This window comes from Inhella sp., assembly GCF_041912635.1.
GTDB lineage: Bacteria > Pseudomonadota > Gammaproteobacteria > Burkholderiales > Burkholderiaceae_C > Inhella.
Genome location: NZ_JAYRMO010000028.1, coordinates 21162 through 44412, shown reverse-complemented (window position 1 = coordinate 44412; position 23251 = coordinate 21162). Strand labels below are relative to the sequence as shown.

Genomic DNA, 23251 nt, shown 5'->3' with positions numbered 1-23251 from the left:
CGACCGACTTCGCCCCGGGAATCAGCTACAAGGCGCGCTCCTGAGGGGGAGCTTCAAATGTCCACACCCATCCGAGCCCTGGCCCTGACCGCCGGCCTGCTGCTCAGCACGCTGGCCACGGCCCAGTCGCCGCTGAAACCCGAAGACCTGCCCAAGGCCCTGCAGGACTGGCTGCCCTGGGCCTGGCATGGCCACCAGGCCGAGCGCTGCCCCAAGGCCTTTGACGGCCAGGCCGAGCAGCCCTGCGTCTGGCCTGGGCACCTGAAGCTCCAGGCCGAGGCCGGCGGCGCCAGCTTCCGCCTGGAGCTGCAGGTGCTGGGCGCGCCGGCCCGGGTGGTCTTGGCGGGTGAGCCGGGGCTGTGGCCGCAGGACGTAAAGGCCGGCGGCCAGGCGCTGGCGGTGAGCGAGATCGAGGGCCGCCCCACCGTCTGGCTGGCGCCCGGCCGCTACAGCGTCGAAGGCCGCCTGCCCTGGCGCACGCTGCCGCAGGACCTGCAACTGCCGGCCGGCCTGGGAAGCCTGGAGGCCAGCCTGAACGGCCAGGCCCTGCGCCAGCGCGTGGACGAGAACGGTCGCCTGCTGCTCTCGCCCGGCGCGGGCGCGCAGACCGAGGGTCAAGCCAGTGAGGCGATCCGCACCGTGCGCCGGCTGGAGGACGACATCCCCGCCCGCCTGATCACCCAGTTCGGCCTGACGGTGGCCGGCCGCTCGCGCGAGATCACCCTGCCGCTGGCCCTGCTGCCGGGCTGGCAGGCGCATGAGATCCGCAGCCCGCTGCCGGCGCGCCTGCAGCCGGACGGCAGCCTGCGCGTGCAGGCCCGCCCGGGCCAGTGGACGCTGGAGCTCGAAGCCCGCCACATGGCGCCGCTGACCAAGCTGGAGCTTCCCCAGGGCGGCGCCAGCGCCGAGGAGGTCTGGAGCTTTGCCGCCCGCAACGAGCTGCGCGTGGTGAGCCTGAGCGGCGGCGCGGCGCTGGACCCGCGCCAGGTCGAGATGCCCGAAGACTGGCGCAGCCTGCCGGCCTACCGAATGCTGCCCGGCGAGGCCCTGCAATTTGCGCAGAGCCGGCGCGGCACCGAACAGCCCGAGGCCGATGCGCTGCGCCTGAGCCGCACGCTCTGGCTGGACTTCGATGGCGGTGGCTACACCGTGCAGGACCACATCAGCGGCAAGGCCAGCCGCGCCACCCGCCTGGACATGCCCGCACGCGGGCAGCTCGGCCGCGCCACCGTCAATGGCGCGGATCAGACCCTGACGCGCGGCGCCGGCGAGGCCATCGGCTTCGCCTTGCGCGACGCCCAGGTGCAGGTCGAGGCCGACAGCCGCATCACGGGCCGCAGCGGCGCGCTGCCGGCCAGCGGCTGGGCGCAGGACTTTGAATCCGCCACCGCCCAGCTGCGCCTGCCGCCCGGCTGGCTGCTGCTGCACGCCAGCGGCGTGGACCATGCCCAGGGCAGCTGGATCAGCCAATGGACGCTCTGGGACCTGTTCTTCCTGCTGCTGGCCGGTCTGGGCGCCGGCAAGCTGCTGGGCTGGCGCGCGGGCGCGTTGACCGGTGTGGCCCTGTGTCTGGCCTGGCAGTTGCCAGGCTCGCCGCCACAGGCGCTCTGGCTGGGGCTGGTCGCCCTGCTGGCGCTTCGCCAGGCCTTGCCTGCCGGACATGGCTTGGTGCGCTGGGTGGCGCGGGCGCAGCGCGCGGCCTTGCTTCTGCTGGGCCTGATCTTCCTGGGCTTTGCGGTCGATCAGGTGCGCTTCGCCCTGCATCCTCAGCTGGAGGGGGCCGTGCATGCCTGGGGGCCGCAGCCGGCGCGAAAGGTCGTGATGGCCCATCCGGAAGAAGAAGGGATTCCGGTCGAGCTGCAAATGCCCGAGGCGGCACCGGCACCGCCGGTGGACTCCCGGGTGATGCAGGCCATGCAGGCGCCGGCCAAAGACCTGGCCGTGAGCGGTGGGGCTTCCAAGGGCTATGCCATGCGGCAGCTGCGCGAACAGGACCCGCGCGCCCGCGTGCAGACCGGCCCCGGCCTGCCCACCTGGAGCTGGAAGAACCACACGCTGAGCTTGCAGGGCCCTGTGCAAGCCGGCCAAACGCTCTCGCTCTGGCTGCTGCCGCCCTGGGCACTGAGCCTGCTGCGCGTGCTGGCCTTGCTGCTGCTGGTGGCGGCGGCGCTGCCGCTGGCGCGCGGCGCCTGGCCGCAGGCGGAAGCGCGGGTGGCGGCCTGGCGCGGTGGGCAGGGTTGGCGTCAGCGCGGGGGCGCACGCCTCGGCCTGCTGGCCTTGATCCTGCTGCTGACGACTCTGCCGGCCTTGGCCGATACGGCGCCCGAAGCGCCCACCGCCTTCCCGCAACCCAGCGAAGCCCTGCTGACCGAGCTGCGCGCCCGCCTGAACCCGCCGCCGCCCTGCCTGCCGCGCTGCGCCGAGCTGGCGCGCGGCCTCTTGACTGCGCAGGGTTCGCGCATTCAGCTGCGCCTGGAAGTACACGCCCAGGCGGCGGTGGCGCTGCCTCTGCCGGGCGAAGGCACGAATTGGGCGCCCGAGCGCATCACGTTGGACGGCCAGACCGCCACCACCCGGCGCGACGAGCAGGGCCTGCTCTGGCTGCTGGCGCCGGCTGGCGTCAGCCAGGTGCTGCTGGAGATGGACGCCGGCAGCGCGCAGGACGTCGGCATCAACCTGCCCCTGCCGCTGCGCGAGCTCAAGACCCAGCTGGACGGCTGGGCCCTGAGTGGTCTGGATGCGCGCGGCCTGCCCAGCGGTGCGCTGCGGCTGGCGCGCGAGCAGGGCGGCACGCAAGCGGCCAAGAGCAGCGACAGCGGCACCCCGCGTGATGCCTTGCCGCCGTTGGTGCGGGTGGAGCGCCAGCTGCAGCTGGGGCTGCAATGGCAGGTGCTGACGCGGGTGCAGCGCCTCAGCCCCAGCCGGGCGCCGCTGACGGTGCAGATTGCGTTGTTGCCGGGTGAATCCGTCACCGAGGCCGGCGCCGAGGTCAAGGACGGCCAGCTGCTGCTGCAGATGGGCGGCGAAGACGAGGTGTTGCTGAACAGCACGCTGAAACCCCTGCCGCAGCTGGACTTCCAGGCCAGCACGCAGGCGCAGCAGATCGAGGTCTGGAGCCTGGCGGCCAGCCCCGCCTGGCAGGTGCAGCTGCAGGGCCTGGCGCCGATCTGGCACCAGCGCGAGGGCCGCTGGGCGCCGCAGTGGCAGCCCTGGCCGGGCGAAAAGATGCAGCTGCGCATCAGCAAGCCGCAGGGCGTGGAGGGCCAGACCCTGACGCTGGACGCGCTGCACACCGAGATCGAGCCCGGCCAGCGCGCCAGCACCTACAGCACGCAACTGAACCTGCGCGTCAGCCTGGGGCAGGACCACCGTCTGCAGCTGCCGCCCGGGGCCGAGCTGCTGGAGCTGCAGCTCAACGGCGCGCCGCTGCCCGTGCAGGCCCGCGAAGGCGCCATCACCGTGCCGCTGACGCCGGGCAAGCAGCTGCTGAAGCTGCGCTGGCGCCAGCCCGAGGGCCTGGGCAGCTGGTTCCGCAGCACGCCGCTGGGCCTGGGCAAGCTGCAGGGCGTGAACGAGCGCTTGGTGCTGGCGGTACCGCAAGACCGGGTGGCGCTGGCCATGGGCCTGAGCGGCGGCCCGGCGTTGGGCCCGGCGGTGCTGTTCTGGGGTGTGCTGGTGGTGCTGTTGGCGGCGGTGGCTTTAGGCCTGCGCAAGCTGCAGGGCCTGCCCCTGAAGGGCTGGGGCTGGCTGCTGCTGGGCCTGGGCGTGGCGCCGGCCAGCCTCTCGGGCTTGGCGGTGATCCTGGCCTGGTTCCTGCTGCTGCGCGCCCGTGAGCGCCTGGCCGGCACGGAGCTCAAGCGCTGGCAGTTCAACGGCCTGCAGCTGCTGTTGCTGCTGTGGACGCTGTTCACTGTCTCGGCCTTGCTGCACGCGCTGTCGGTCGGCCTGCTCGGGCACCCGGACCTGCTGATCCAGGGCAATGGCTCGAACGCCCAGCAGCTCATTTGGTACGCCGACCGGGTGACCGGCGGGGCCGAGCGCAGTGCCTGGTTGCTCAGCCTGCCAATCTGGGCTTACCGCATGGCCATGCTGCTGTGGGCCTTGTGGCTGGCCGCGGCGCTGCTGAGCTGGGTGCGCTGGGCCTGGGGCGCCTTCAGCGCCGGCGGGCTGTGGCGCGCCAAGCCGCGCCTCATCAAGCCCACGGTGGCCGAGGGTGAAGCGCCATGAAGCCTGCGCTGACGCTGTTGAGCCTGTGCCTGAGCCTGGGCTGTGCGGCCCAGCCCGAGCCGATCCGCCCCGAGGCGCGCGCCTGGTTCAGCCCACCGCAGCTGCCGGGCCTGCGCGCCACCTGGCTGCTGGGCACCGAGAAAGATGCCGGCGCCTACGTGCTGCGCGTGCAGCTGGCGCCGGGCACACGCATCCCGCCCCACACCCACCCGGACACGCGCCACAGCACGGTGCTGCGCGGCACGCTCTACGTGGGCTTTGGCGAGCGTGTGGACGAGGCCCGCTGGGTGGCGGTGCCGGTCGGTGCGCTCTACGTGGCGCCGGCCGGCGTGCCGCATTGGCTCTGGGCCAAGGACGGCGAGGTGGAGTACCAGGAGACGGGCAGCGGGCCGACGGCCACGCTGCCGGTCAAGCCTTCCTGATCAGTAACCGGCTGCCGCGGCCTGCGCCAGCAGCTCGGCCACCGAGGCCAACTTCGTGATGTTGCTGCTGAGAGCAGGCACCAGATAGAAGACGTCACCGTCCTTGGTGCCCACGTAGGCCTGGGTGTTGGCGTAGTAGCGGTAGGTGTAGCCCAGCGCGCTCAGCGTGGGCGCGCTGGCCGGCGCGGCGTACTGCGGGTAGGCGGCTTCCAGGTAGTTGAAGATGCGGTCCGAGTCGGAAGCCGCCGTGGGCTTGGGCAGCTCCTTCACGGTGCGCATGACCACCAGGTTCTCGGCGCGGATGGCGTCGCAGCTCAGGCTGCTCAGGGCCTTGATCAGCGGCAGCTCGCCCATCGCCCCGGCCTGGCCCCCCAGCGCATTCGTGCAGCCGGCGGCATTCACGGTGTTCAGTGCGGCCAGCGCGTCCACCGTGGCCATGCTGGGCGTGCTGATGCGGCCGAAGACCGTGAAGCCGCCGTTCTGGCCATCCAGATTGCTCGCGTTGTTGGCCAGGTTGATGAACCACTGGTTGGTGGCGCTGTTGGGGTTGCCGCCCAGCTTGGCCATGGCCACGGTGCCGCGCACGTTCGAGCGTGTGGCGCTGAACTCGTTCACCACCGGCGGGTCCTGCGCGATGGCGCTGACCCGCGGGCTGGCGCTGTCACTGAACTTGAAACCGCCGCCCTGCAGCACGAAGCCCAGGGACAGGCGGTGGAAGAACACCCCGTCGTAGGCGCCACGGCGCACATAGTTGAGGAAGTTCGTCACCGTGGCGGGGGCGGCGCTGTCGTAGAGCTGGATGTCGATCGGGCCCTTGTCGGTGCTGATGCGCACCGTGGTGCCCACCGTCTGCGCCGCGGCGGCGCCTGCCAGAACCAAGCCAGCGGCCAGGACAGCGCCGCGACGCAGCAGGGTTTGAGCGGCTTGCTTCATGGCCTGCCCCTGCTCAGTAGCCCGCTGCCGCGGCCTGCTGCAGCAGCTCGGCCAGCGGGCCCAGGGTCTTGATCTCGGCGCTGATCGAAGGCACCAGGTAGTACATGACGCCGTCCTTGCTGCCCACATGGGCGTTGGTGTTGGCGTAGTAGCGGTAGGTGTAGCCCTGGGCCGTCTGCGTGGCCGGGCTGGCCGGTGCGATGTGCTGCGGGTACAGCGCCTCAAGGTAGTTCAGCACGCGGTCGGTATCGGTGCTCGTGGCCTTGGCGGGGAGTTCCTTGGCCCAGCGCATCTGCACCACGTTGACGGCCTTGATGTTGGCGCAGGTCACCGGGGTCAGGGGTTGGGCCAGGGGCAGGGTGTCCAGTGCGGTGGCTAGGGCGCCCAGGGTGGTGGTGCAGTTCTTGGCGTCCACCGTGGGCAGATTGGCTAGCGCATCCACCGTGATCATGCTGGGCGTGCTGACGCGGCCGAACACCGTGAAGCCCCCGTTCTGACCGTCCAGATTGGCGGTGCTGCCGGCCCCGTTGTTGGCCAGGTTCACGAACCATTGGATAGTGGCGCTGTTGGGGTTGCTGCCCAGCTTGGCCATCGCCACCGCGCCGCGCACATTGGAGCGCGCGGCACTGAACTCGTTGTTGACCGGCGGGTCGGTGGGGATGGCGGTGACGCGCGGGGTGGTGGCGTCGTTGAAGCTGAAGCCGCCACCCTGGATCACGAAGTTCTTCACCGAACGGTGGAACAAGGCGCCGGTGTAGGCGTTCTTGCGCACATAGCTCAGGAAGTTGGCCACCGTGGCCGGCGCATCGGTGTCATAGAGCTGGATGTCGATCGGGCCCTTGTCGGTGGCCACACGCACCGTGGTGCCCACCGTCAGCGCCGTTTGTGCCACGGCTGCGCCGGCCAGCAAAACTCCGGCGGCCAGCGCCGCCACCTTCAGCGCCACGCGCTTGCCCATCACTTGCTTCATCACGACTTTCCACGCCAGCTGCCGCGCGGCCGGGTGCCGGGCGGGTCAGGGCGCGAATTCTGGCTCAGGGGCCTGGGGCTGCAATTCGACACGCACCGCATTTCCCGCCTCCCTGGTGACGTGCATCACCACCGGCAGGAATCGTTCGATCAGCCCCGCATTGGTGCGGGCATGTTCGGTCCACTCGCTGGCGGTGAATGTCGCCCCCTTGCCAGTTTGGGTGACGGCCAGGGCCAGCGGCAGCAGCCACTGGTCGGCCAGCTGCGGCCCCAGGGCCGCGCCAGTCTGCTGGTGGCGCCGCACCTCACGCGCCACTTCACGTGCCACGTCCTCGCCGGTGCGGCCCTTCTCTCCAAAGGCGCAGAACAGCTCGGTCAGGGCCTCGTGCTCCAGCCTGGCCCAGAGCGCGTTGCCGGGGCCCTCGTTCTGGCGGCAGGCGGCCACCTCCAGGTCTTCGATCGGCCAGTCCAGCAGGTCGGCCAGGGTCCGCAGTTTACGTTCGGCGATCGAGCGCGGCAGACCCGGCGCCACCGCCTGGGCGCGGCGCGTGATCAAGGCGCCGGGATCGACCAGGTCAAAGGGCTGCAGCGGCGCGGCGGGCTGGATGCGCACCCTCAGCCGCCCACCCCCGGCCGGGTAGAAGCCGGCGCGCTGCAGCTCCAGCTCGGCCGGCGCACCCAGGCGTGCCAGCAGCGGTGCGAAGGCCTGCTCGATGAAGGGGAAGGGCGGCGCCATCGGGTTGTGCGTGCCGCCGCTCAGCTCCAGCTCGCTGGCGCCACCGCCCAAGGCCAGCGGCAGCCAGACGGTCTGCAGCACCAGCAGGCAGGAGCCGGCGGTGGCGATCTCGAAGCGGTAGTTGCCGGGCTGCACGGGGGCGGGCACGAAGCACAGTTGTTGCGAGCCCAACTCGGCGCCCTGCACGCGCGAGCCCGGCGCGATGGCCTCGGCGGCCTGCACGCAGGTCAAGTGCTGGCGCATCAGGCCGGGTTTGGGCCGGCGGCCGCGGATGCCGGTCAGGGTGATGGGGGTGCCGGTGAGGAGGGACAGGCTGAGGCTGCTGCGCAGCACCTGGCCGCCGCCTTCGCCGGCGGAGGCGTCGATGTAGATCATTTGGTCTTCTTGTTGTTTGTCAGTGGAGCTGGCTCAGCACGCAATCGGCCAGAAATTCATCCAGCGCCGCCAGCGGCTGGCGTTCGCCCTGGGTCGGTGCCTGCTGCATGGCCAGCGCCAGCTCGGCATCGATGAAGGCACGCAGCACGGGCCGCGCCGGGCCGCGCTCGGCCTCGCCGGCGCGCATCTTCAGGGCCAGCAGCTCGTTGATGGCCTCGATCAGCTCGGGCTCGGGCAGCACGGCCTCGGCCAAATCGGCAAACACCATCGGCGGCGCGTCCTCGCGGAAGCGCAGCCAGCGGGCGGCCAGGAGCGGACGCAGCACGTAGAGGTATTTTTTCAGTCGCACCGTCTCGCCCTTCAGATGCTCGCGGTCGTTCTTGCGCGCCATCGAGAGGTAGTGGTGGTAGGCCCGGTCGCGCGCGAAGAAGCGCTCGGTCAGTTCGCGCAACTGGGCGGCGCGGGCGGCGTGCTGGCGGTAGACCACCGGCGAGCGCAGCCACTCCAGCAGCGTGGGGTTGGATTCGCCGCCCAGGTCGAGGGCCTTGCGCAGATCCCAGCCGCTGATGTCCAGCACGGCGTCGATCGGGCACTCGATGACATCGCGCTCCGGCCGAACCGTCAGGTAGCGCTCGGGGCGGCGCAGGTAAACGAAGCGCACGTCGTAGTCGCTGTCCGGTGAGGCGAAGCCCCAGGCGCGGCTGCCGGACTCGCAGGCGTAGAGGATCTGGACCTGATGCTCTTGTTCGATGCGGTCGAGTTCTTGGGCGATGCGTTGGCGGACTTCGGGGGCGATGGGGTGGGCGGTGAGGAGCTTCTGGTTGTTCACGAAGTTCTTTCGAGGGCCCGTTGGACCCAGTACAGCAGTGTGGACAGCTCGCGCTCGCCTTCCGTGTCCAGCATCTTCCCGCGCAGCGGGCTCAACCTTGCGTGGATGACTGCAGGATCCAGCGCCTGCAGCAGCACATGCAGTTGCCAACGCTGGCGACAGTGCGCCTGGTTCAGATAGAGATCCAACAGCCATTCGAGGTCGGACTCGCGCAGATGGGGCGTCAAGGCCTGGGCCATGGGATGGCTTGCATGGCCGCGCCCATCGCCCGCGATTTCGCGCGCCAGCGCCTCGCGCGCAAGACGCAGGGACTCGGAATCGCTCCAGCGGCACAGCGTCTTGACGGAGGTTACGCGCAGGCCGTTCCATTTGGAGTGGAGCGCGGACTCGATCGAGCGACGCGATGCGGCGGTCGGGACGGCATCACCGAGCGCCCGCAGCGCGCGCACCTCGGTCCGCAGTGATTGGCTGCGTCGCCGCGCGACTCGATCAGTTCGCGTCGGGCGCGTCGGCATGCGCGACAACGCACCGCGCGGGTGTCGATGGGCTTCTGCAGTTCTTCGTACCACCACTTCTGCTGCTTGGCGGTCCAGACCTCCTGGCTGCCGCAGTCGCAGCAGGTGAAGGGGCGGTCGAGGTAGAAGCTGGGCAGCGGGCTGTAGCTGTTGACGTGAGTGAGCTTGGCGGGGTCGGCGGCCACTTCGCCGGCGGGTACGACGCCGCTGAGTGCGCGGGGGTCGGGGCGCGCGGTCGCACGAGTGCGGGCAAGGCGCAGGGCCTTGATCTCGGTACGGCGTTGCTTGTTGCTCTTCATGTTGTTCTCACTTCGACGACCGCCGGCCTGCCGTACTGACACCAGCTCCCCAGCCACGCCGCGCGAGACGCGGCGCGTCCTTCGATGGGCGTCGGACAGCCCTCAGGGCTGTCCTCGGTCCCATCTCAGTCTTGCAGACCGCGATCGCCACGCGAGACGTGGCGATCTCTTCGATCGGCCTCGCGAGGTCCTCAGGACCTCGCTCAGCCCGATCTCAGCCTTTCACACACACCACCTGCTTCAAGGTGTGCACCACCTCCACCAGATCACTCTGCGCCGCCATCACCGCATCGATGTCCTTGTAGGCCATCGGGATCTCGTCGATCACGTCGGCGTCCTTGCGGCATTCCACGCCCTCGGTGGCCTTGACCTGGTCGGCCACCGTGAAGCGCTTCTTCGCGGCGGTACGGCTCATCGTGCGGCCGGCGCCGTGTGAGCAGCTCTCGAAGCTCTCGGGGTTGCCTTTTCCGCGCACGATGTAGGAACGCGCCCCCATCGAACCCGGGATGATTCCGAGCTGGCCCTTCTTCGCGCTCACCGCGCCCTTGCGGGTCACGAACACGTCCTCGCCGAAGTGGCGTTCCTGCTGCACATAGTTGTGGTGGCAGTTCACCGCCTCGATGTGCGACTCGAAGGGCTTGGGGATCACCTTGCGCACGGTGGCGATCAGGTTGGCCATCATCACTTCGCGGTTCTTCTGCGCGAACTTCTGTGCCCAACCCACGGCCTTCACGTAGTCGCCAAAGTACTGCGCGCCTTCCTCGAAGTAGGCCAGGTCCTTGTCCGGCAGATTGCGCTGGTGCAGTTCGGCATCCTTCTTCGCCAGTTCGATGAAGTGGTTGCCGATCGCGTTCCCCACGCCGCGCGAACCGCTGTGCAGCATGAACCACACGAAGCCCAGCTCATCCAGGCAGACCTCGATGAAATGGTTGCCGGTTCCCAGGGTTCCCAGGTGCTTGTGGTTGTTGGTGTTCTTGATACGCGGGTGCGCCTCGCAGATGGCGTCGAACTCGTCCACCAGCCCGGCCCAGACCTGGTCCACCGTCTCGGGCGGGTTCTCCCAGCTGCCCTGGTCGCGGCCGCGTGAACGCGGGCTGGAACCATGCGGCACGGCGCGCTCGATCGCGCTGCGCAGCGGGCCCAGGTTGTCCGGCAGGTCCTCGGCGCGCAAGGTGGTCTTGCAGGCCATCATTCCGCAGCCGATGTCCACCCCCACCGCGGCCGGGATGATGGCCTTGAAGGTCGGGATCACCGAGCCGATGGTGGCGCCGATGCCCAGGTGCACATCCGGCATCGCGGCGATGTGCTTGAAGACGATGGGCAGCTTGGCGGCGTTGGCCAGCTGCTTCTGGGCCTCGGCCTCGACGGGCACGCCCTGGGTCCACATCTTGACGGTCACCCCGCCTTCGACTTGCAGTTCGTTGTAGTTCATGGGGTTTCTCTTCCTTCTTGTTGGATTGTTCTCAAACAGTCATCTGGTCGAACACGGCGTCGACCATGGTGGCAATGGAGGTGCGTCCGCAGGGTGGGTGCTGGGCGACACGGGTCAGCAGGTCGGCATCCAGCAGCTTGCGCGTGAAGGCAGCCTTGGTGGCCGGGTCTTCCAACCACTCGCGCATCAAGGCCCTGAAGGCCGTGCGCTCCCCCGCGAAGGCGGAGCCGATGTCGCCAGTGGGCAGGTAATCCCAATAGATGGCGTGCACGAAGGCCAGCGTGGACTCAGGGTGCCCCATCTCGGTCCAGCGCTGCAGCAGGGGCTGCACCTCCAGGCCGGCGTAATCCGCCATCAGCAGCAGGCCGATGGGGTCGTCGGCCCGGTACCACTGGCCCTCCTTGCAGGCCTGTCCGCTCATATGGGCGTCGAAGAGGGCCAGCATGAAGTCGTTCAGTACCTTGCGCTCGGCCTCGGTGAAGGAGCCCTCGGGACAGCGGCCCACCCGGTCCAGCGTGATCTCGAGCGAGTGCCGCAGCTCATGGCCCTCGGCCAGCAGTTCCAGCCAGCGCGGCAGCAGGTACTTGATCTCTGCGGCGGGCTGAACCAGATCGCCCATCGCGCCATCGGCGTACTCCCAGAAGTGGCGGGCGCCCAGCTGCTGCAGGGGCAGGCGGCGCATCTGCTGCTCCAGCTCGGGCGCCATGCAGCAGCCGGTGCAGACATTGAGCGGCAGGGTGGGTGCTGAGCGGCGCCCGAACACGCGGTAGGCGTTCCGAACGGCAGCGAGAAGCGAAGGCGTGGACATGGGGCTTTGTGTAGATCGGGCAGTGGCCGTCTCCGGCGCCTGGCCGGCGCAGCCGAACTGTGGTGAAACGGTGCTGCGCCGGCCCGACCGTCCGAGGCGCCAGGCCCCGGCCGCTTGGGGTGCCCTTGTTGGCAGGGGCAGCCCAGGAGGTGGTTTCGGTGCCTTCTTCATTGCAGGAGCTGTGCCAGTCCGGCTCAGGGGCGCTGTGAAGCTTGTAAGTTATTGATTTGATGGGGGAAAAATCTCCGGGTCCGGTCATTTGTCACCGATCCGGCTCTAAGGTGGTTATCTTGGCGGCGCGTAAACTAGCGAAATGGCTAGCCCGCAAACCGTCGTCATCGGCTTCCTCGGCTCCCAGCTCGACGCCGGCCAGGGCGCCGGGCGCTGGGAGAAGTGGCGGCCCACGATCTCCCTGGTGCAGCACGAGGACATGGCGGTGCAGCGCCTGGAGCTGCTGCATTCGCCGCATCACCGCAGCCTGGCCGAGCTGGTGGCGGCCGATGTGCGCACGGTCTCGCCCGAGACCACGGTGAACCTGGTCGAGATGCCGCTCAAGGACCCCTGGGACTTCGGCGAGGTCTACGCGGCGCTGTACGACTGGGTGCGCGCCTACCGCTTCGAGCCCGAGCGCGAGCGCTACTGGGTGCACATCACCACCGGCACCCATGTGGCGCAGATCTGCATGTACCTGCTGGCCGAGGCGCGGCTGGTGCCGGGTGTGTTGGTGCAGACCTCACCGCCGCGCAAGCAAAGGGCCGGCAACCCCGGCAGCTATGCGCTGATCGATCTGGACCTGAGCAAATACGACCAGATCGCACAGCGCTTCGAGCGCGCGCACGCCGATGCGGTCAGCTTCCTGAAGAGCGGCATCGCCACGCAGAGCCCGCGCTTTAACGCCCTGATCGACGAGGTCGAGCGCGTGGCGGTGCGCTCGAAGGCGCCGGTGCTGCTGATCGGGCCCACGGGGGCGGGCAAGTCGCATCTGGCGCGGCGCATGTACGAGCTGAAGAAGGCGCGGCACCAGCTGGCCGGGCCTTTCGTGGAGGTGAACTGCGCCACCTTGAGGGGCGACGGCGCGGCCTCGGCGCTGTTCGGTCACAAGAAGGGGGCCTACACGGGCGCGGCGGGCGAGCGCGCCGGCTACCTGCGCACGGCGCACCAGGGCCTGCTGTTCCTGGACGAGATCGGCGAGCTGGGCCTGGACGAGCAGGCCATGCTGCTGAAGGCCATCGAGGAGAAGCGCTTCTATCCGATGGGCTCGGATCAGGAGGTCGAGAGCGACTTCCAGCTCGTGGCCGGCACGCACCGCGATCTGCGCGCCGAGGTGGCGGCGGGGCGCTTTCGCGACGACCTGTTCGCGCGCATCAACCTCTGGACCTACACCCTGCCCGGCCTGGCCGAGCGCAGCGAGGACATCGCGCCCAACATCGAGCACCTGCTGCAACTGCATGCGCGCGAGAACGGCCAGGCGGCGCGCTTCAATGTGGAGGCGCGCGAGCGCTATCTGCGCTTTGCGCGCAGCGCCGAGGCTATCTGGCGCGGCAACTTCCGCGACCTCTCGGCCTCCATCACCCGCCTGGCCACGCTGGCCGAGGGCGGGCGCATCGGCCTGGAGCTGGTGGAGGCCGAGATCGAGCGCCTGCGCTGGCTGTGGCGCCGCGAAGAAGCCGGCGCCCCACCCAGCGGCCGCGCCGAGGCCCTGCTGGGCCGCGAGGCCTGGGCGGCGCTGGACCATTTCGAGCAACTGCAGCTGGACGCCGTGCTGACCGTCTGCGCCAAGGCCACCAGCCTGAGCGAGGCCGGGCGCGCGCTCTTCAATGTGAGCCGCACCCAGCGCAGCGTGGTGAACGACGCCGACCGCCTGCGCAAATACCTGGCGCGCTACGAACTGAGCTGGGAGCGCATCAGCGCTTGATTCAGGCCTTGCGCGGCAGCAGCCAGCGCAGCGCCTCGGTGTAGGTGCCCAGCATGGCGGTGGCGTGGTCGTGCCCGGCCTGCACCTGGCTGCGCAGCTGCAGGCGCGGCCCGCCGGCGCGGCGCAGGCTCTGGCTGAAGCGCTGCAGGTCCGCCACCATGTCGACCTCTTCATTGAAGCGCGCATCGCCGGCCTTGCGGGCCTCGAAGCTGCCGGCGCCCAGGAACATCCGTCCCGCGGCCTGCCCGCCCTTCAGGGCCTGGGCCTCCTGCAGCAGGCGGTGCCGGGCGAACCAGAGCGAGGGGCTGCTGAGCACCAGGTCAGGGAAATCTTCGGGCCGGTGGACTGCCAGCCAGGCGCCCAGCAGCGCCCCGAACGAATGGCCCATCAGCACGCGGCGCGCGGGGTCGCCGCCGCGCTGGGCCAGCCAGGGCAGCAGCTCCGCCTGCAGATGTTCCGCGTAGGCGGGGCCGCCGCCAAAGTCATCGGCCTGGCTGCCTGCCGGCGCTTGGGGGTTCGGCCAGGGCGTGTAGTCGCGCCGGCGGCTCTGCATGCCGCTGTCGCCCTCGGCATAGCCCAGGCCGACGAGCAGGAAGTCGCCCAGCCCGGTGCCCTTGGCGTGGCGGCGCATGAAGCCGCAGACGCTGTGCAGCCAGGGGAAGGCACTCTCGCCATCCAGCACCAGCACGACGGGCAAGGGCTTCGCGGGCCGCTCTTGCGGCCAGCTCAGGTGCACGGGGTAGCGGCGTCCCAGGCGGGCCGAGGCCAGCACTTGGGTCTCGGTATGGGCCAGGGCAAAGGGCGGGGCCGCACCGGCCGCGGCGGGCAGCGCGGTGCCTGCCAGCCAGAGGCGGCGGTTCAGCATGCGGAGGGCGGGGAAGAACTCAGGGGCGCGGATTGTGCGGGCGCAGGCGGGTCTGCAAGGCCGGCCCGAAGGGGTCCGCCCGGTAGCCCGGCCAGGGGGCGGCCGGCATGTCCGGCAGCTCGCGCCGCAGGCGTGCGATGAGCCGCTCGGCGTGCTCCTGCACCAGCTCGTCGGGCTCGTGCGGCGGCGTGGGGTCGAAGCCCGGCGGCGGCCGCAGCCACCACAGCTGTGCCCCGCTGGCCAGCTCCGAGCGCGCCAGCATCTGGGTGGGCAGCTCGATCATCGGCACCACCGTCACCCAGGGCACTTGCAGGCCGAACTGCACCTCGAAGTGCTGGGTGGCGGCATCCAGCAGATGGTGGCCGGCGCGGCACACCACATGGCCGTCCCAGCAATGCGGCTTCGGGGGCCGGCCCAGGAAGCCGATCACATGGTTGCGTTTGCCGCTGACATGCCAGATCTGGCAGGGTTGCAGCTCGGCCGCGATGCCGAAGTGGCGCAGCACCGCCTGGCAGATGGCCGAGCTGACGGCGCAGTAGGTCTTCAGGTGGGCCGGCACATCGTCGAACAGGTGCCGCGCCAGCAGGCCGAGCACCCGCTCCTGCGCTGGCGTCAAAGGCTGTGACATGGCGCTCCCTCCTTCCCCAAGCTGGAGCGACTCTAGGCCGCAGCGGCCTCGCCGTGGGTAAAGAATCGTGGCGGCCATGCCAGGCCCTGTGGCGCGGCTGACGCAGCGCAAGGAAGGTGGGGCGGGCCTGGGCCGATGATGGCCGCATGAAACGCTGGCTCTGGCTGCTGCTCCCCCTGGCCTTGTTGATCGCCGCACTGCTGTGGTGGCAGCGCCCCACGCCGGTGCAGCTGGTGGGGCCCACGCGCGGCGAGGCCATCGAGGCCGTGTTCGCCACCGGCAGCGTGGAGCCGGTGCTGCAGCTGCCGGTCGCACCGCGGGTGGGCGGACGGGTCATCGAGCTGCTGGTGGACGAGGGCCAGGCGGTGAAGAAGGGTCAGCTGCTGGCGCGCCTGGAAACCGCTGAGCTGGAGGCCCAGCTGCAGGAGCTGGCGGCGCGCGAGCGCCAGGCCCAGCTGGCGCTCGACCGTGTCGAGACCCTGGTCAAGCAGAACTTCATGGCCGCCAGCGAGGCCGACCGCACGCGCGCCGAGCGCGACGCCGTGCGCGCGCAGATCGAGCGCGTGCGCGCCCAGCGCGCCTATGCGCTGCTGCAGGCCCCGGTGGCGGGCCTGGTGCTGCGGCGTGACGCCGAACCCGGCCAGTTTTTCGCCGCCGGCCAGCCCCTGCTCTACCTGGGTGACGCGCTGAAGCTGCGCGTCAGCGCCGAGGTGGACGAGGAGGACATCCCGCGCGTGCAGCCCGGCATGCCCGTGGTGCTGCGCGCCCAGGCCCTTGGGCCCCAGGTGTTTGAGGGCAAGGTGGACAGCATCACCCCGCGTGGCGACCCGGTGGCGCGCAGCTACCGCGTGCGCATCGCCCTGGCCGCCCCACCCGCCGCCCTGCGCGTGGGCATGACGGTGGACGCCAACCTGATCGCCGCGCGCCGGGCCGATGCGCTGCTCCTGCCGACCGCCGCCGTGCTGAAGGGGCAGGTGTGGCAGGTGGTGGAGGGGCGGGCGCGGGCCTTGAAGGTGCAAGTGGGGGCCGCGGGCAACGGTCGCGTGGAAATCCGCTCGGGCTTGGCCGCGGATGCGCAGGTGATTGCGAAGCCGGAGGCTTTGGTGGAGGGGCAACGGGTGAGGGTGGCGCCGTGACTTGGTGCGCTTTTGCGTTGCAGCCCGCAGCAGGAAGCAGCACCCCATGAGCGTCGTCCTCTCCGTCGCCTGGGCCCACCTCATCGGCCGCAAACGCCAGACCCTGGTCGCACTCGGCGGCGTCATCCTCGGCGTGGCCTTCTTCCTCGCTACCTCCAGCCTGATGCGCGGCTCCGAGCGCGACTTCCTGCAGCGCTTGGTGGACAACGCGCCCCACATCACCGTGTACGACGAATACCGCGAAGCCCAGCCCCAGCCCGCCGCGCTGCGCTGGCCTGAGGCCGCGCTGGAACTGCCGCGCGTCAAGCCGCAGCGCGAGAACCGCGGCATCCGCGGCTGGCCGCGCGTGCTCGAAGCCCTGCGCCAGCAGCCAGGTTTGCGCGTGGCCCCCGTGCTGAATGGCGCCGTGGTGCTCAGCTTCGCCGGCCGCGTGCAGGGCGTGCAGTTGCAGGGCATCGAGCCTGAAGCCATGCGCGGGGTCTCGACCATCGAGTCCAAGATGACCGAGGGCAATCTGGACAGCCTGAATGCCGACCCGAACGGCATCGTGCTCGGCGCCGGGCTGATGAAGCAGTTCCAGCTGCGTGTGGGCGGCACCGTCAGCGTGGTGGCGGCCTCGGGCCTGGCGCGGCAAATGAAGGTGGTCGGGGTGTTCTACACAGGCAACCAGGGTTACGACGAGGGGCAGGCCTTCGTGAAGCTGCAGCGCGCCCAGGCCCTGCTGGGGCGCGAGAACCGCGCCAACCGCCTGATCCTGCAGCTCGACGATGTGCAGGCCGCCGGCCAGCTGGCGCCGCGCATCGAGGCCGAGTGGGGCTACAAGGCGGTGGCCTGGAGCGAGGCGAACCAGGACATCCTGGCCCTGCTGGTGATCCGCAACCTCATCATGTACACCGTGGTGTCGGCCATCCTGGTGGTGGCCAGCCTGGGCATCTACAACACCCTGAGCACCGTGGCGCTTGAAAAGACCAAGGACATCGCCATCCTCAAGAGCATGGGCTTTCACGCCAACGAGCTGCAGCGCATCTTTTTGCTGCAGGGCGCGGCGGTGGGCGTGGTGGGCAGCCTGCTCGGCCTGGCCCTGGGCGCCCTGCTGATGCACGCACTCGGGCAGGTGGCGGTGAAGCCGCCCGGCGCGGTGGAGGTGACGAACCTGCCGCTTTACTGGGGGGCCGAGCAGTTCGCGCTGGCGGCCGGCTTTGCGCTGTCCTCGGCGCTGGCGGCGGCCTGGCTGCCGGCGCGCAAAGCCGCGCGCGTGCACCCGGTGGACATCCTGCGGGGGGCGGCGTGAGCGACGACCTGGGCAGGCGGCTGCACCGGCGCGCGCTGGCCCGCGTGGCCGTGGCCGCAGCGGCGGGGAGCTGGCGGCCGGGTGGGGCCAACACGCCGGTGCTGGAGGTCGTGTACCCCCGGCTGGCGGAGCGCCCGGTCGATGCCTATGGCTACCGCCTGCTGGAGCTGGCCCTGCAGCGTTCGGGAGAACCCTTCCAACTGCGCCTGACGGACGAAACCCTGTCATCGCGCCGGGCACGAGAGGAGCTCGCGGCGGGCCGTGTGCAGGTGCTGGACGGCGGGATCTCCCGCGAGGCCGAGGCCAATTTTGAGCTCGTGCCCTTTGCCCTCGACCTGGGCCTGAGCGGCTTGCGCCAGCTGCTGGCGCGGCGCAGCCTGCTGCCGGTTTTGGCCGAGGTCCGCACCTTGCAGGATCTGAAGCCCTTCCGCTTCGGCCAGGGCGACGAGTGGGTGGATACGCGCATCCTGCGCGCCGCCGGCCTGCGCGTGGACACCAGCCAGTTTCTGAACCTGTTCCGCATGCTCGAAGCCGGCCGCTTCGAGCTCTACCCGCTGGGCGCGGAGGAGATCCATGCGGCGCTGCGCCAGCACCAGTCTCTGGCGCCCTCGGCCGTGGTGGTGCCGGGGCTGGCCCTGCACTACCCGCTGGCCCGCATGTTCATGGTGGCGCGCGGCCACACCCGGCTGCGCGAGGCCCTGCTGCGCGGCCTTCGGCAGGCCCACGCCGAGGGTGCGGTGCTGGCGGTGCTGCAGCAGCAAGCCGGCCTGGCGCCGCTGCTGGGGCCCCGTGCCCAAGTGCCGGACCGCATCGTGCGCCTGCCCAACCCCGAGCTGCCCGCGGTCTACCGCCAGGTCCCGGCCAGCGCCCTGCATCCCCTCGTGCGCCCGCTCACCGAGGGGGCGGCATGACGGCCCTGCTGCAGGCCCGCGAGCTGACGCGCACGCTGCCGGGCGATGTGCCCGTCACGTTGGTGGAACGCGTCAGCCTGGACATCGAGCGCGGCGAGTTCGTCTCCATCGTCGGCCCCTCGGGCTCGGGCAAGAGCTCGCTGCTCTATCTGCTCGGCCTGCTGGACCGTCCCAGCAGCGGCAGCCTGGTGCTGGACGGCGAGGACACCCATGACCTGGACGACAACCGCCTGGCCGACACGCGCCTGGCCAAGCTCGGCTTCGTGTTCCAGTTCCACTTCCTGCTGCCCGAGTTCAGCCTGCTGGACAACGTGGCGCTGCCGATGCGCCGCCTGGGCCGCCTGAAAGAGCCCGCCATCCGCGCGCGGGCACAGGCCCTCTTGGAGCGGCTGGGCCTGCAGGGGCATGGGCACAAGCGCCCGCACCAGATCAGCGGCGGGCAGCGCCAGCGCGTGGCCATCGCCCGAGCGCTGGCCAATGAACCCCTGGTCATCCTGGCCGACGAGCCCACCGGCAACCTCGATTCCGCCAGCAGCGCCAATGTGCGCAGCATCCTGCGCGAGCTCTGCCGCGAGCAGCACACCACGGTGGTGACGGTGACGCACGACCCGCATTTCGCCGAGGCCGCCGACCGCGTGCTGACCCTGGTGGACGGGCACCTGCAAACGGACCAGAGCCTCCTAAACTGAGCCTTCCCCGACCCAAGGAAGGCGCCTATGCAGCGTCGTGCCCTGTTCGCGCTGAGCCCCGGCCTGGGCCTGCCGCTGCGCGCGCAGGCCGAGCCGCTGGAGGTGGTGTACCCGCGCGTGGATGAACGCGGCGAGCAGGCCTATGGCTACCGCCTGCTGGACCTGGCCCTGCGCAGGAGCGGCCAGCCCTACCAGCTGCGCATGGGCGATGAAACCCTGGGCCCGCAGGGCCTGCGCCGCGCTCTGGGCAGTGGCGCGGTGGACGTGATGGACATGGGCACCGGCCCCGAGCTGGAAGACCGCTACGAGCCGGTGTTCTTCCCCATCGATCTGGGCCTGAGCGGCTGGCGCTGCCTGCTGGTGCGGCGCGACCGCGCCGCCGAGGTGGCGGCCGTGCGCAGCCTGGCCGGCTTGCGCCGTTTCCGCGTCGGCCAGGGGCCGGGCTGGGCCGATCAGCGCATCCTGGAGGCTGCCGGCCTGGCGGTGGACACGGCCCCGTTCAAGGCCCTGTTCCGCATGCTGCAGGGCGGCCGCTTCGATGTGCTGCCCTTGGGCATCGAGGAAGCGCAGGAGCAGCTGCGGCGCCACCAGGCGCTGGCGCCCGATTGCGAGGTGCTGGAGCAACCCCTGCTGCATTACCGCTTTGCGCGCCTTTATTTCGTCGCCCCCGGGCGCCTGGCATTGCGCGACGCGTTACAACGCGGCTTGGAGTCGGCATTCGAGGACGGCAGCCTGCGCCGCCTGCTGGCGGCCAGCCCGGGCTTCGCGCGCTGGCTGCAGCGCACCGAGCCCTTGCGGGCGCAGGTGCTGGAACTGCCCAACGCCGGGTTGTCGGCGCGTTTTCGCGCCATGCCCGAGCGGTATTTCGCCCGTCTCTGATGGAGGACTGAATGGCTTCGGCCCACCCCCTGTTTCCATCCAACTTCACGCCTTTGCAGGGCAGCGCCGCCGACTGCGAATCCTGCGCACGCGGCGATGCGCTCGGCTTTGACTTCCGCTTCGCCTTCCAACCCATCGTGGACCTGGGTACGCGCAGCGTGTTCGCGCGCGAGGCGCTGGTGCGCGGCACCGAGGGCCAGGGCGCCGGCTGGGTGCTGGACCAGGTGAACGACGGCAACCGCTACCGCTTCGACCAGGCCTGCCGCGTCAAGGCCATCAAGATGGCCGCCGAACAGGGCCTGAGCGAGCGCATCTCGATCAACTTCCTGCCCAACGCCATTTACCGGCCCGAGGTCTGCATCCGCACCACCCTGGCGGCGGCGCGCACCCACGGCTTTCCGCTGGAGCGCATCATTTTTGAGGTGACGGAGGGCGAGCAGGTGGAGGACGGCGCCTGGCTGGCCGAGATCCTGCGCGAGTACCGTCGCACCGGCTTCCTGACGGCGATCGACGACTTCGGCGCCGGCTATGCCGGACTCAAGCTGCTGGCCGACTTCCAGCCCGATCTGGTCAAGCTCGACATGCACCTGGTGCGCGGCATCGATGCCGACAAGCCGCGCCGCGCCATCGTGCGCGGCCTGCTGAGCACCTGCGAGGAGTTGGGAATCCAGGTGATTGCCGAGGGCATCGAGACCCGCGCCGAGCGCGATGCGCTGGCCGACCTGGGTGTGCGGCTGATGCAGGGCTATTGGTTCGCCCGCCCCAGCCTGGACGCCGTGCTGGCACCACTGGCGGGCAGCTGGGACTGAGCCGGCGCCATCAAAGCGTCAGCGCCAGCACCACCTCGCCGCCATCCACCTCGCCGGTGGGCGTGAAGCCCAGGCGCTTGTAGAAGGGCTCCGGGCAGCCCGGGCCGGGCACATAGGAGGTCAGCAGGCGCTGGAAGCCGCGTGCGCGCAACTGCTCGATCACCTGCCGCAGCGCCGCGCGGCCTACCCCCAGGCCCTGGTAGCGCGCGTCCACCATCAACCGCCACAGGCCGGCTTCCGCGCGGTCCTTGGCCTGCGCGTCGGGCAGGCCGCTGCGGTCCTCCAGCATCACGAAGCCGGCCGGTTCGCCATCCACGTAGATGGCGCGGTACCAGGCCTCGGGGTGGAACAAGGCCTGCGCGAGCGAGACCGAGTTGGGCGCCACAAAACCCTGCTGGGCCGGAGCCACCTGCAGCTTGATGATGGCGATCACCGTCTCGGCCGTGATCTCGCGCAGCTCGATGTTCACGGTCGCGGGTAGTTCACCGGAATCCATTCGTAGCCCTTGCCGTCGGCGCGCAGCTTGCCGATGCCCGGGAAGCTCACGTGCGTGACGCCGACGTAGTAGCCGCCCTCGGCCGCGGCCTTGTACTGGCCCTCGCGCTGCGGACGGGCGGACTTGGGGTCACTGTCGAAGGCGATCGTCACTTCAGGGTGTGCGAACTGCACGGCCGCCACATGCATCAGGTCGCCCCAGAGCACCATCTTGTCGGCGCCGGACTCCACCACATAGATGCTGTGGCCGGGCGTGTGGCCGTAGGCGGGCACGGCGCGCACGCCCTTGACCAGCTCGGTGGCGCCATCGAAGGGCTTGAAGCGGCCGGCATCCAGATAAGGCTTGAGCACGCGCTGCGCGTTGGCCATGCCACCACGGGCGGCCTGCGGGGCCTGCGCCGGGTCGCTCAGCCAGAAGCCGGACTCGCGCTGGTCCGCGCGCACCACGGCGTTGGGGTAGGCGGGCTTGCCGTCCTTGTCGACCAGGCCGTTCAGATGGTCGCCGTGGAAGTGGGTGATGTAGACCTCATCCACCTGCTCGGGGCTGTAGCCGCTGGCCTTCAGATGCGCGAGCACGCGGCCGGTGGCCTCGCCGCCCTGGCCGGCGTGGCCGGTGTCGATCAGCACCAGCTTCTCGCCGGTGTGCACCAGGAAGGCGTTCACCGAGGTTTCCAGCGGCAGGCCCAGGTAATGGTGCTGCAGGCGGCGTGCCACCAGAGTCGGGTCGTCGGTCTGCAGCAGCTTGTCCACCGGCAGGCGGAAGAAGCCGTCGTAGAGCGAGGTCACCTCGAAGCTGCCCAGCTTCATCCGATACCAGCCCGGTGCCTGGCCACCGGCCTGGGGCGGGGCGGCTTGCGCGAGCAGTGGCAGGGAGAGCAGGGCTGCGGCGAGCAGAGGGCGCATGTCAGGATCTCCAGATCGGAAAAGTCGCCAGCCTAACGACAATCGCAAGACCATGTCTTCTGCCACACCGAAACAACGCATCGTCGTCGGCCTTTCCGGCGGCGTCGATTCCGCCGTCTCCGCCGCCCTGCTGAAGCGCCAGGGCCATGAGGTCATCGGCATCTTCATGAAGAACTGGGAAGACGACGACGATTCCGAGTACTGCTCCTCGAACATCGACTTCGTCGACGCCGCATCGGTGGCCGAGGTCATCGGCATCGAGATCGAGCATGTGAACTTCGCCGCCGAGTACAAGGACCGCGTGTTCGCCGAGTTCCTGCGCGAGTACCAGGCCGGCCGCACGCCCAACCCGGACATCCTCTGCAACGCCGAGATCAAGTTCAAGGCCTTCCTGGATCACGCGATGCGCCTGGGGGCGGATGCCATCGCCACCGGCCATTACGCGCGCCGTCGCGTGCTGGCCAGCGGGGAGTCGCAATTGCTCAAGGGCCTGGACCCGCTGAAGGACCAGAGCTACTTCCTGCACCGCCTGAGCCAGGCGCAGCTAAGCAAGGTGCTGTTCCCGGTGGGCGAGCTGCCCAAGACCGAGGTGCGCCGCCTGGCCACCGAATGGGGCCTGCCCAATGCAAAGAAAAAGGATTCGACCGGCATCTGCTTCATCGGCGAGCGGCCCTTCCGCGAGTTCCTCAACCGCTACCTGAGCCACGCGCCCGGCGACATCGTCGACGAGCGCGGCCGCAAGCTCGGCCAGCATGTGGGCCTGAGCTTCTACACCCTCGGTCAGCGCCAGGGCTTGGGGATTGGCGGCGTGAAGGAGAAGGGCGCCCCGCGAGGGGGGGGCGAGCACGCCCCCTGGTTCGTGGCGCGCAAGGACCTGGAGCGCAACCGCCTGGTGGTGGTGCAGGGGCACGACCATGTGCTGCTGCAGTCTCCCGCCCTGGTGGCGGACGACTGCAGCTGGATTGCCGGCCACGCGCCCGCCCCCGGGGCCTATGGCGCCAAGACACGCTACCGCCAGGCCGATGCCGCCTGCCGCTTCGAAGCCACGACGGCTGGCTTCGCACTCGACTTCGAGCAGCCGCAGTGGGCGGTGACGCCGGGTCAGAGCGCGGTGCTGTACGACGGCGAGGTCTGCCTGGGTGGCGGGGTGATCGCCCAGGCCGCCCCGATGGTTTCGTGACGAAT

At 70.1% G+C, this 23251-nt stretch carries 22 protein-coding genes; 10 read left to right on the top strand and 12 right to left on the bottom strand.

Annotated features, from left to right (window positions below; genetic code table 11):
- Positions 1–57: 57 nt before the first annotated feature.
- Entirely contained in the window at positions 58–4227 is a 4170-nt protein-coding gene (locus ACE3QP_RS16055) for a hypothetical protein (RefSeq protein WP_374437495.1), read from the top strand.
- Positions 4224–4649: a cupin domain-containing protein gene (locus ACE3QP_RS16050; protein ID WP_374437494.1), complete on the top strand. Its 426-nt coding sequence runs from the start codon at positions 4224–4226 to the stop codon at positions 4647–4649. Before ACE3QP_RS16055 ends, ACE3QP_RS16050 begins: the two co-directional genes overlap by 4 nt.
- On the opposite strand, the gene ACE3QP_RS16045 is transcribed toward ACE3QP_RS16050, so the two are convergent.
- From ACE3QP_RS16045 to ACE3QP_RS16010, 8 genes are all read right to left on the bottom strand, one after another.
- Entirely contained in the window at positions 4650–5582 is a 933-nt protein-coding gene (locus ACE3QP_RS16045; RefSeq protein WP_374437493.1) for a peptidylprolyl isomerase, read from the bottom strand.
- A gap of 13 nt (positions 5583–5595) precedes the next feature.
- Positions 5596–6552: a peptidylprolyl isomerase gene (locus ACE3QP_RS16040; protein ID WP_374437492.1), complete on the bottom strand. Its 957-nt coding sequence runs from the start codon at positions 6550–6552 to the stop codon at positions 5596–5598.
- Positions 6553–6597: 45 nt separating this feature from the next.
- Complete coding sequence (gene rtcA / locus ACE3QP_RS16035) at positions 6598–7662, bottom strand: RNA 3'-terminal phosphate cyclase (protein WP_374437491.1); 1065 nt, start codon at positions 7660–7662, stop codon at positions 6598–6600.
- Positions 7663–7681: 19 nt separating this feature from the next.
- A complete protein-coding gene (locus ACE3QP_RS16030; RefSeq protein WP_374437490.1) occupies positions 7682–8491 on the bottom strand; it encodes a nucleotidyltransferase domain-containing protein in 810 nt (269 codons plus the stop codon).
- Positions 8488–8730, bottom strand: a complete 243-nt coding sequence (locus ACE3QP_RS16025; RefSeq protein ID WP_374437489.1) for a hypothetical protein — start codon at positions 8728–8730, stop codon at positions 8488–8490. Before ACE3QP_RS16025 ends, ACE3QP_RS16030 begins: the two co-directional genes overlap by 4 nt.
- A gap of 110 nt (positions 8731–8840) precedes the next feature.
- On the bottom strand, positions 8841–9305 hold the full coding sequence (locus ACE3QP_RS16020) for a zinc-ribbon domain containing protein (protein ID WP_374437488.1): 465 nt from the start codon (positions 9303–9305) through the stop codon (positions 8841–8843).
- Between the two features lie 214 nt (positions 9306–9519).
- Complete coding sequence (locus ACE3QP_RS16015) at positions 9520–10737, bottom strand: RtcB family protein (protein WP_374437487.1); 1218 nt, start codon at positions 10735–10737, stop codon at positions 9520–9522.
- 31 nt (positions 10738–10768) lie between these two features.
- A complete protein-coding gene (locus ACE3QP_RS16010) occupies positions 10769–11545 on the bottom strand; it encodes a hypothetical protein (protein WP_374437486.1) in 777 nt (258 codons plus the stop codon).
- Between the two features lie 313 nt (positions 11546–11858).
- On the opposite strand from ACE3QP_RS16010, the gene rtcR reads away from it, so the two are divergent.
- A complete protein-coding gene (gene rtcR, locus ACE3QP_RS16005; RefSeq protein WP_374437485.1) occupies positions 11859–13460 on the top strand; it encodes an RNA repair transcriptional activator RtcR in 1602 nt (533 codons plus the stop codon).
- 1 nt (position 13461) lies between these two features.
- On the opposite strand, the gene ACE3QP_RS16000 is transcribed toward rtcR, so the two are convergent.
- Together ACE3QP_RS16000 and ACE3QP_RS15995 are read right to left on the bottom strand one after the other, a co-directional pair.
- A complete protein-coding gene (locus ACE3QP_RS16000) occupies positions 13462–14325 on the bottom strand; it encodes an alpha/beta hydrolase (protein ID WP_374437484.1) in 864 nt (287 codons plus the stop codon).
- A 19-nt stretch (positions 14326–14344) separates the two neighbouring features.
- Complete coding sequence (locus ACE3QP_RS15995; protein WP_374437483.1) at positions 14345–14953, bottom strand: hypothetical protein; 609 nt, start codon at positions 14951–14953, stop codon at positions 14345–14347.
- Positions 14954–15099: 146 nt separating this feature from the next.
- Between ACE3QP_RS15995 and ACE3QP_RS15990 the strand changes: the two genes are divergently transcribed.
- Genes ACE3QP_RS15990 through ACE3QP_RS15965 form a run of 6 tightly spaced genes read left to right on the top strand, consistent with a single transcriptional unit; the run spans position 15100 to position 20668 of the window.
- On the top strand, positions 15100–16089 hold the full coding sequence (locus ACE3QP_RS15990) for an efflux RND transporter periplasmic adaptor subunit (RefSeq protein WP_374437482.1): 990 nt from the start codon (positions 15100–15102) through the stop codon (positions 16087–16089).
- Between the two features lie 46 nt (positions 16090–16135).
- Complete coding sequence (locus ACE3QP_RS15985; RefSeq protein ID WP_374437481.1) at positions 16136–17380, top strand: ABC transporter permease; 1245 nt, start codon at positions 16136–16138, stop codon at positions 17378–17380.
- Entirely contained in the window at positions 17377–18291 is a 915-nt protein-coding gene (locus ACE3QP_RS15980) for a hypothetical protein (RefSeq protein WP_374437480.1), read from the top strand. Before ACE3QP_RS15985 ends, ACE3QP_RS15980 begins: the two co-directional genes overlap by 4 nt.
- A complete protein-coding gene (locus ACE3QP_RS15975; RefSeq protein WP_374437479.1) occupies positions 18288–18980 on the top strand; it encodes an ABC transporter ATP-binding protein in 693 nt (230 codons plus the stop codon). Before ACE3QP_RS15980 ends, ACE3QP_RS15975 begins: the two co-directional genes overlap by 4 nt.
- A gap of 27 nt (positions 18981–19007) precedes the next feature.
- Positions 19008–19859, top strand: coding sequence for a substrate-binding periplasmic protein (locus tag ACE3QP_RS15970; RefSeq protein ID WP_374437478.1), 852 nt, complete (start codon positions 19008–19010; stop codon positions 19857–19859).
- A gap of 11 nt (positions 19860–19870) precedes the next feature.
- On the top strand, positions 19871–20668 hold the full coding sequence (locus ACE3QP_RS15965) for an EAL domain-containing protein (RefSeq protein ID WP_374437477.1): 798 nt from the start codon (positions 19871–19873) through the stop codon (positions 20666–20668).
- A 10-nt stretch (positions 20669–20678) separates the two neighbouring features.
- On the opposite strand, the gene ACE3QP_RS15960 is transcribed toward ACE3QP_RS15965, so the two are convergent.
- Positions 20679–21164, bottom strand: a complete 486-nt coding sequence (locus ACE3QP_RS15960; RefSeq protein ID WP_374437476.1) for a GNAT family N-acetyltransferase — start codon at positions 21162–21164, stop codon at positions 20679–20681.
- Complete coding sequence (locus tag ACE3QP_RS15955) at positions 21134–22066, bottom strand: MBL fold metallo-hydrolase (protein ID WP_374437475.1); 933 nt, start codon at positions 22064–22066, stop codon at positions 21134–21136. Before ACE3QP_RS15955 ends, ACE3QP_RS15960 begins: the two co-directional genes overlap by 31 nt.
- A 52-nt stretch (positions 22067–22118) precedes the next feature.
- On the opposite strand from ACE3QP_RS15955, the gene mnmA reads away from it, so the two are divergent.
- Positions 22119–23246 (top strand): tRNA 2-thiouridine(34) synthase MnmA, encoded by a 1128-nt coding sequence (gene mnmA, locus ACE3QP_RS15950; RefSeq protein WP_374437474.1) that lies wholly within the window; start codon positions 22119–22121, stop codon positions 23244–23246.
- Positions 23247–23251 lie beyond the last annotated feature (5 nt).

What these genes read in the sequence shown, in the direction of transcription:
- ACE3QP_RS16055 (WP_374437495.1), top strand. Translation starts at nt 58, where the DNA reads ATGTCCACACCCATCCGAGCCCTGGCCCTGACCGCCGGCCTGCTGCTC.
- ACE3QP_RS16050 (WP_374437494.1), top strand. Translation starts at nt 4,224, where the DNA reads ATGAAGCCTGCGCTGACGCTGTTGAGCCTGTGCCTGAGCCTGGGCTGT.
- ACE3QP_RS16045 (WP_374437493.1), bottom strand. Translation starts at nt 5,582, where the DNA reads ATGAAGCAAGCCGCTCAAACCCTGCTGCGTCGCGGCGCTGTCCTGGCC.
- ACE3QP_RS16040 (WP_374437492.1), bottom strand. Translation starts at nt 6,552, where the DNA reads ATGAAGCAAGTGATGGGCAAGCGCGTGGCGCTGAAGGTGGCGGCGCTG.
- rtcA (WP_374437491.1), bottom strand. Translation starts at nt 7,662, where the DNA reads ATGATCTACATCGACGCCTCCGCCGGCGAAGGCGGCGGCCAGGTGCTG.
- ACE3QP_RS16025 (WP_374437489.1), bottom strand. Translation starts at nt 8,730, where the DNA reads ATGGCCCAGGCCTTGACGCCCCATCTGCGCGAGTCCGACCTCGAATGG.
- ACE3QP_RS16020 (WP_374437488.1), bottom strand. Translation starts at nt 9,305, where the DNA reads ATGAAGAGCAACAAGCAACGCCGTACCGAGATCAAGGCCCTGCGCCTT.
- ACE3QP_RS16015 (WP_374437487.1), bottom strand. Translation starts at nt 10,737, where the DNA reads ATGAACTACAACGAACTGCAAGTCGAAGGCGGGGTGACCGTCAAGATG.
- ACE3QP_RS16010 (WP_374437486.1), bottom strand. Translation starts at nt 11,545, where the DNA reads ATGTCCACGCCTTCGCTTCTCGCTGCCGTTCGGAACGCCTACCGCGTG.
- rtcR (WP_374437485.1), top strand. Translation starts at nt 11,859, where the DNA reads ATGGCTAGCCCGCAAACCGTCGTCATCGGCTTCCTCGGCTCCCAGCTC.
- ACE3QP_RS16000 (WP_374437484.1), bottom strand. Translation starts at nt 14,325, where the DNA reads ATGCTGAACCGCCGCCTCTGGCTGGCAGGCACCGCGCTGCCCGCCGCG.
- ACE3QP_RS15995 (WP_374437483.1), bottom strand. Translation starts at nt 14,953, where the DNA reads ATGTCACAGCCTTTGACGCCAGCGCAGGAGCGGGTGCTCGGCCTGCTG.
- ACE3QP_RS15990 (WP_374437482.1), top strand. Translation starts at nt 15,100, where the DNA reads ATGAAACGCTGGCTCTGGCTGCTGCTCCCCCTGGCCTTGTTGATCGCC.
- ACE3QP_RS15985 (WP_374437481.1), top strand. Translation starts at nt 16,136, where the DNA reads ATGAGCGTCGTCCTCTCCGTCGCCTGGGCCCACCTCATCGGCCGCAAA.
- ACE3QP_RS15975 (WP_374437479.1), top strand. Translation starts at nt 18,288, where the DNA reads ATGACGGCCCTGCTGCAGGCCCGCGAGCTGACGCGCACGCTGCCGGGC.
- ACE3QP_RS15970 (WP_374437478.1), top strand. Translation starts at nt 19,008, where the DNA reads ATGCAGCGTCGTGCCCTGTTCGCGCTGAGCCCCGGCCTGGGCCTGCCG.
- ACE3QP_RS15965 (WP_374437477.1), top strand. Translation starts at nt 19,871, where the DNA reads ATGGCTTCGGCCCACCCCCTGTTTCCATCCAACTTCACGCCTTTGCAG.
- ACE3QP_RS15960 (WP_374437476.1), bottom strand. Translation starts at nt 21,164, where the DNA reads ATGGATTCCGGTGAACTACCCGCGACCGTGAACATCGAGCTGCGCGAG.
- ACE3QP_RS15955 (WP_374437475.1), bottom strand. Translation starts at nt 22,066, where the DNA reads ATGCGCCCTCTGCTCGCCGCAGCCCTGCTCTCCCTGCCACTGCTCGCG.
- mnmA (WP_374437474.1), top strand. Translation starts at nt 22,119, where the DNA reads ATGTCTTCTGCCACACCGAAACAACGCATCGTCGTCGGCCTTTCCGGC.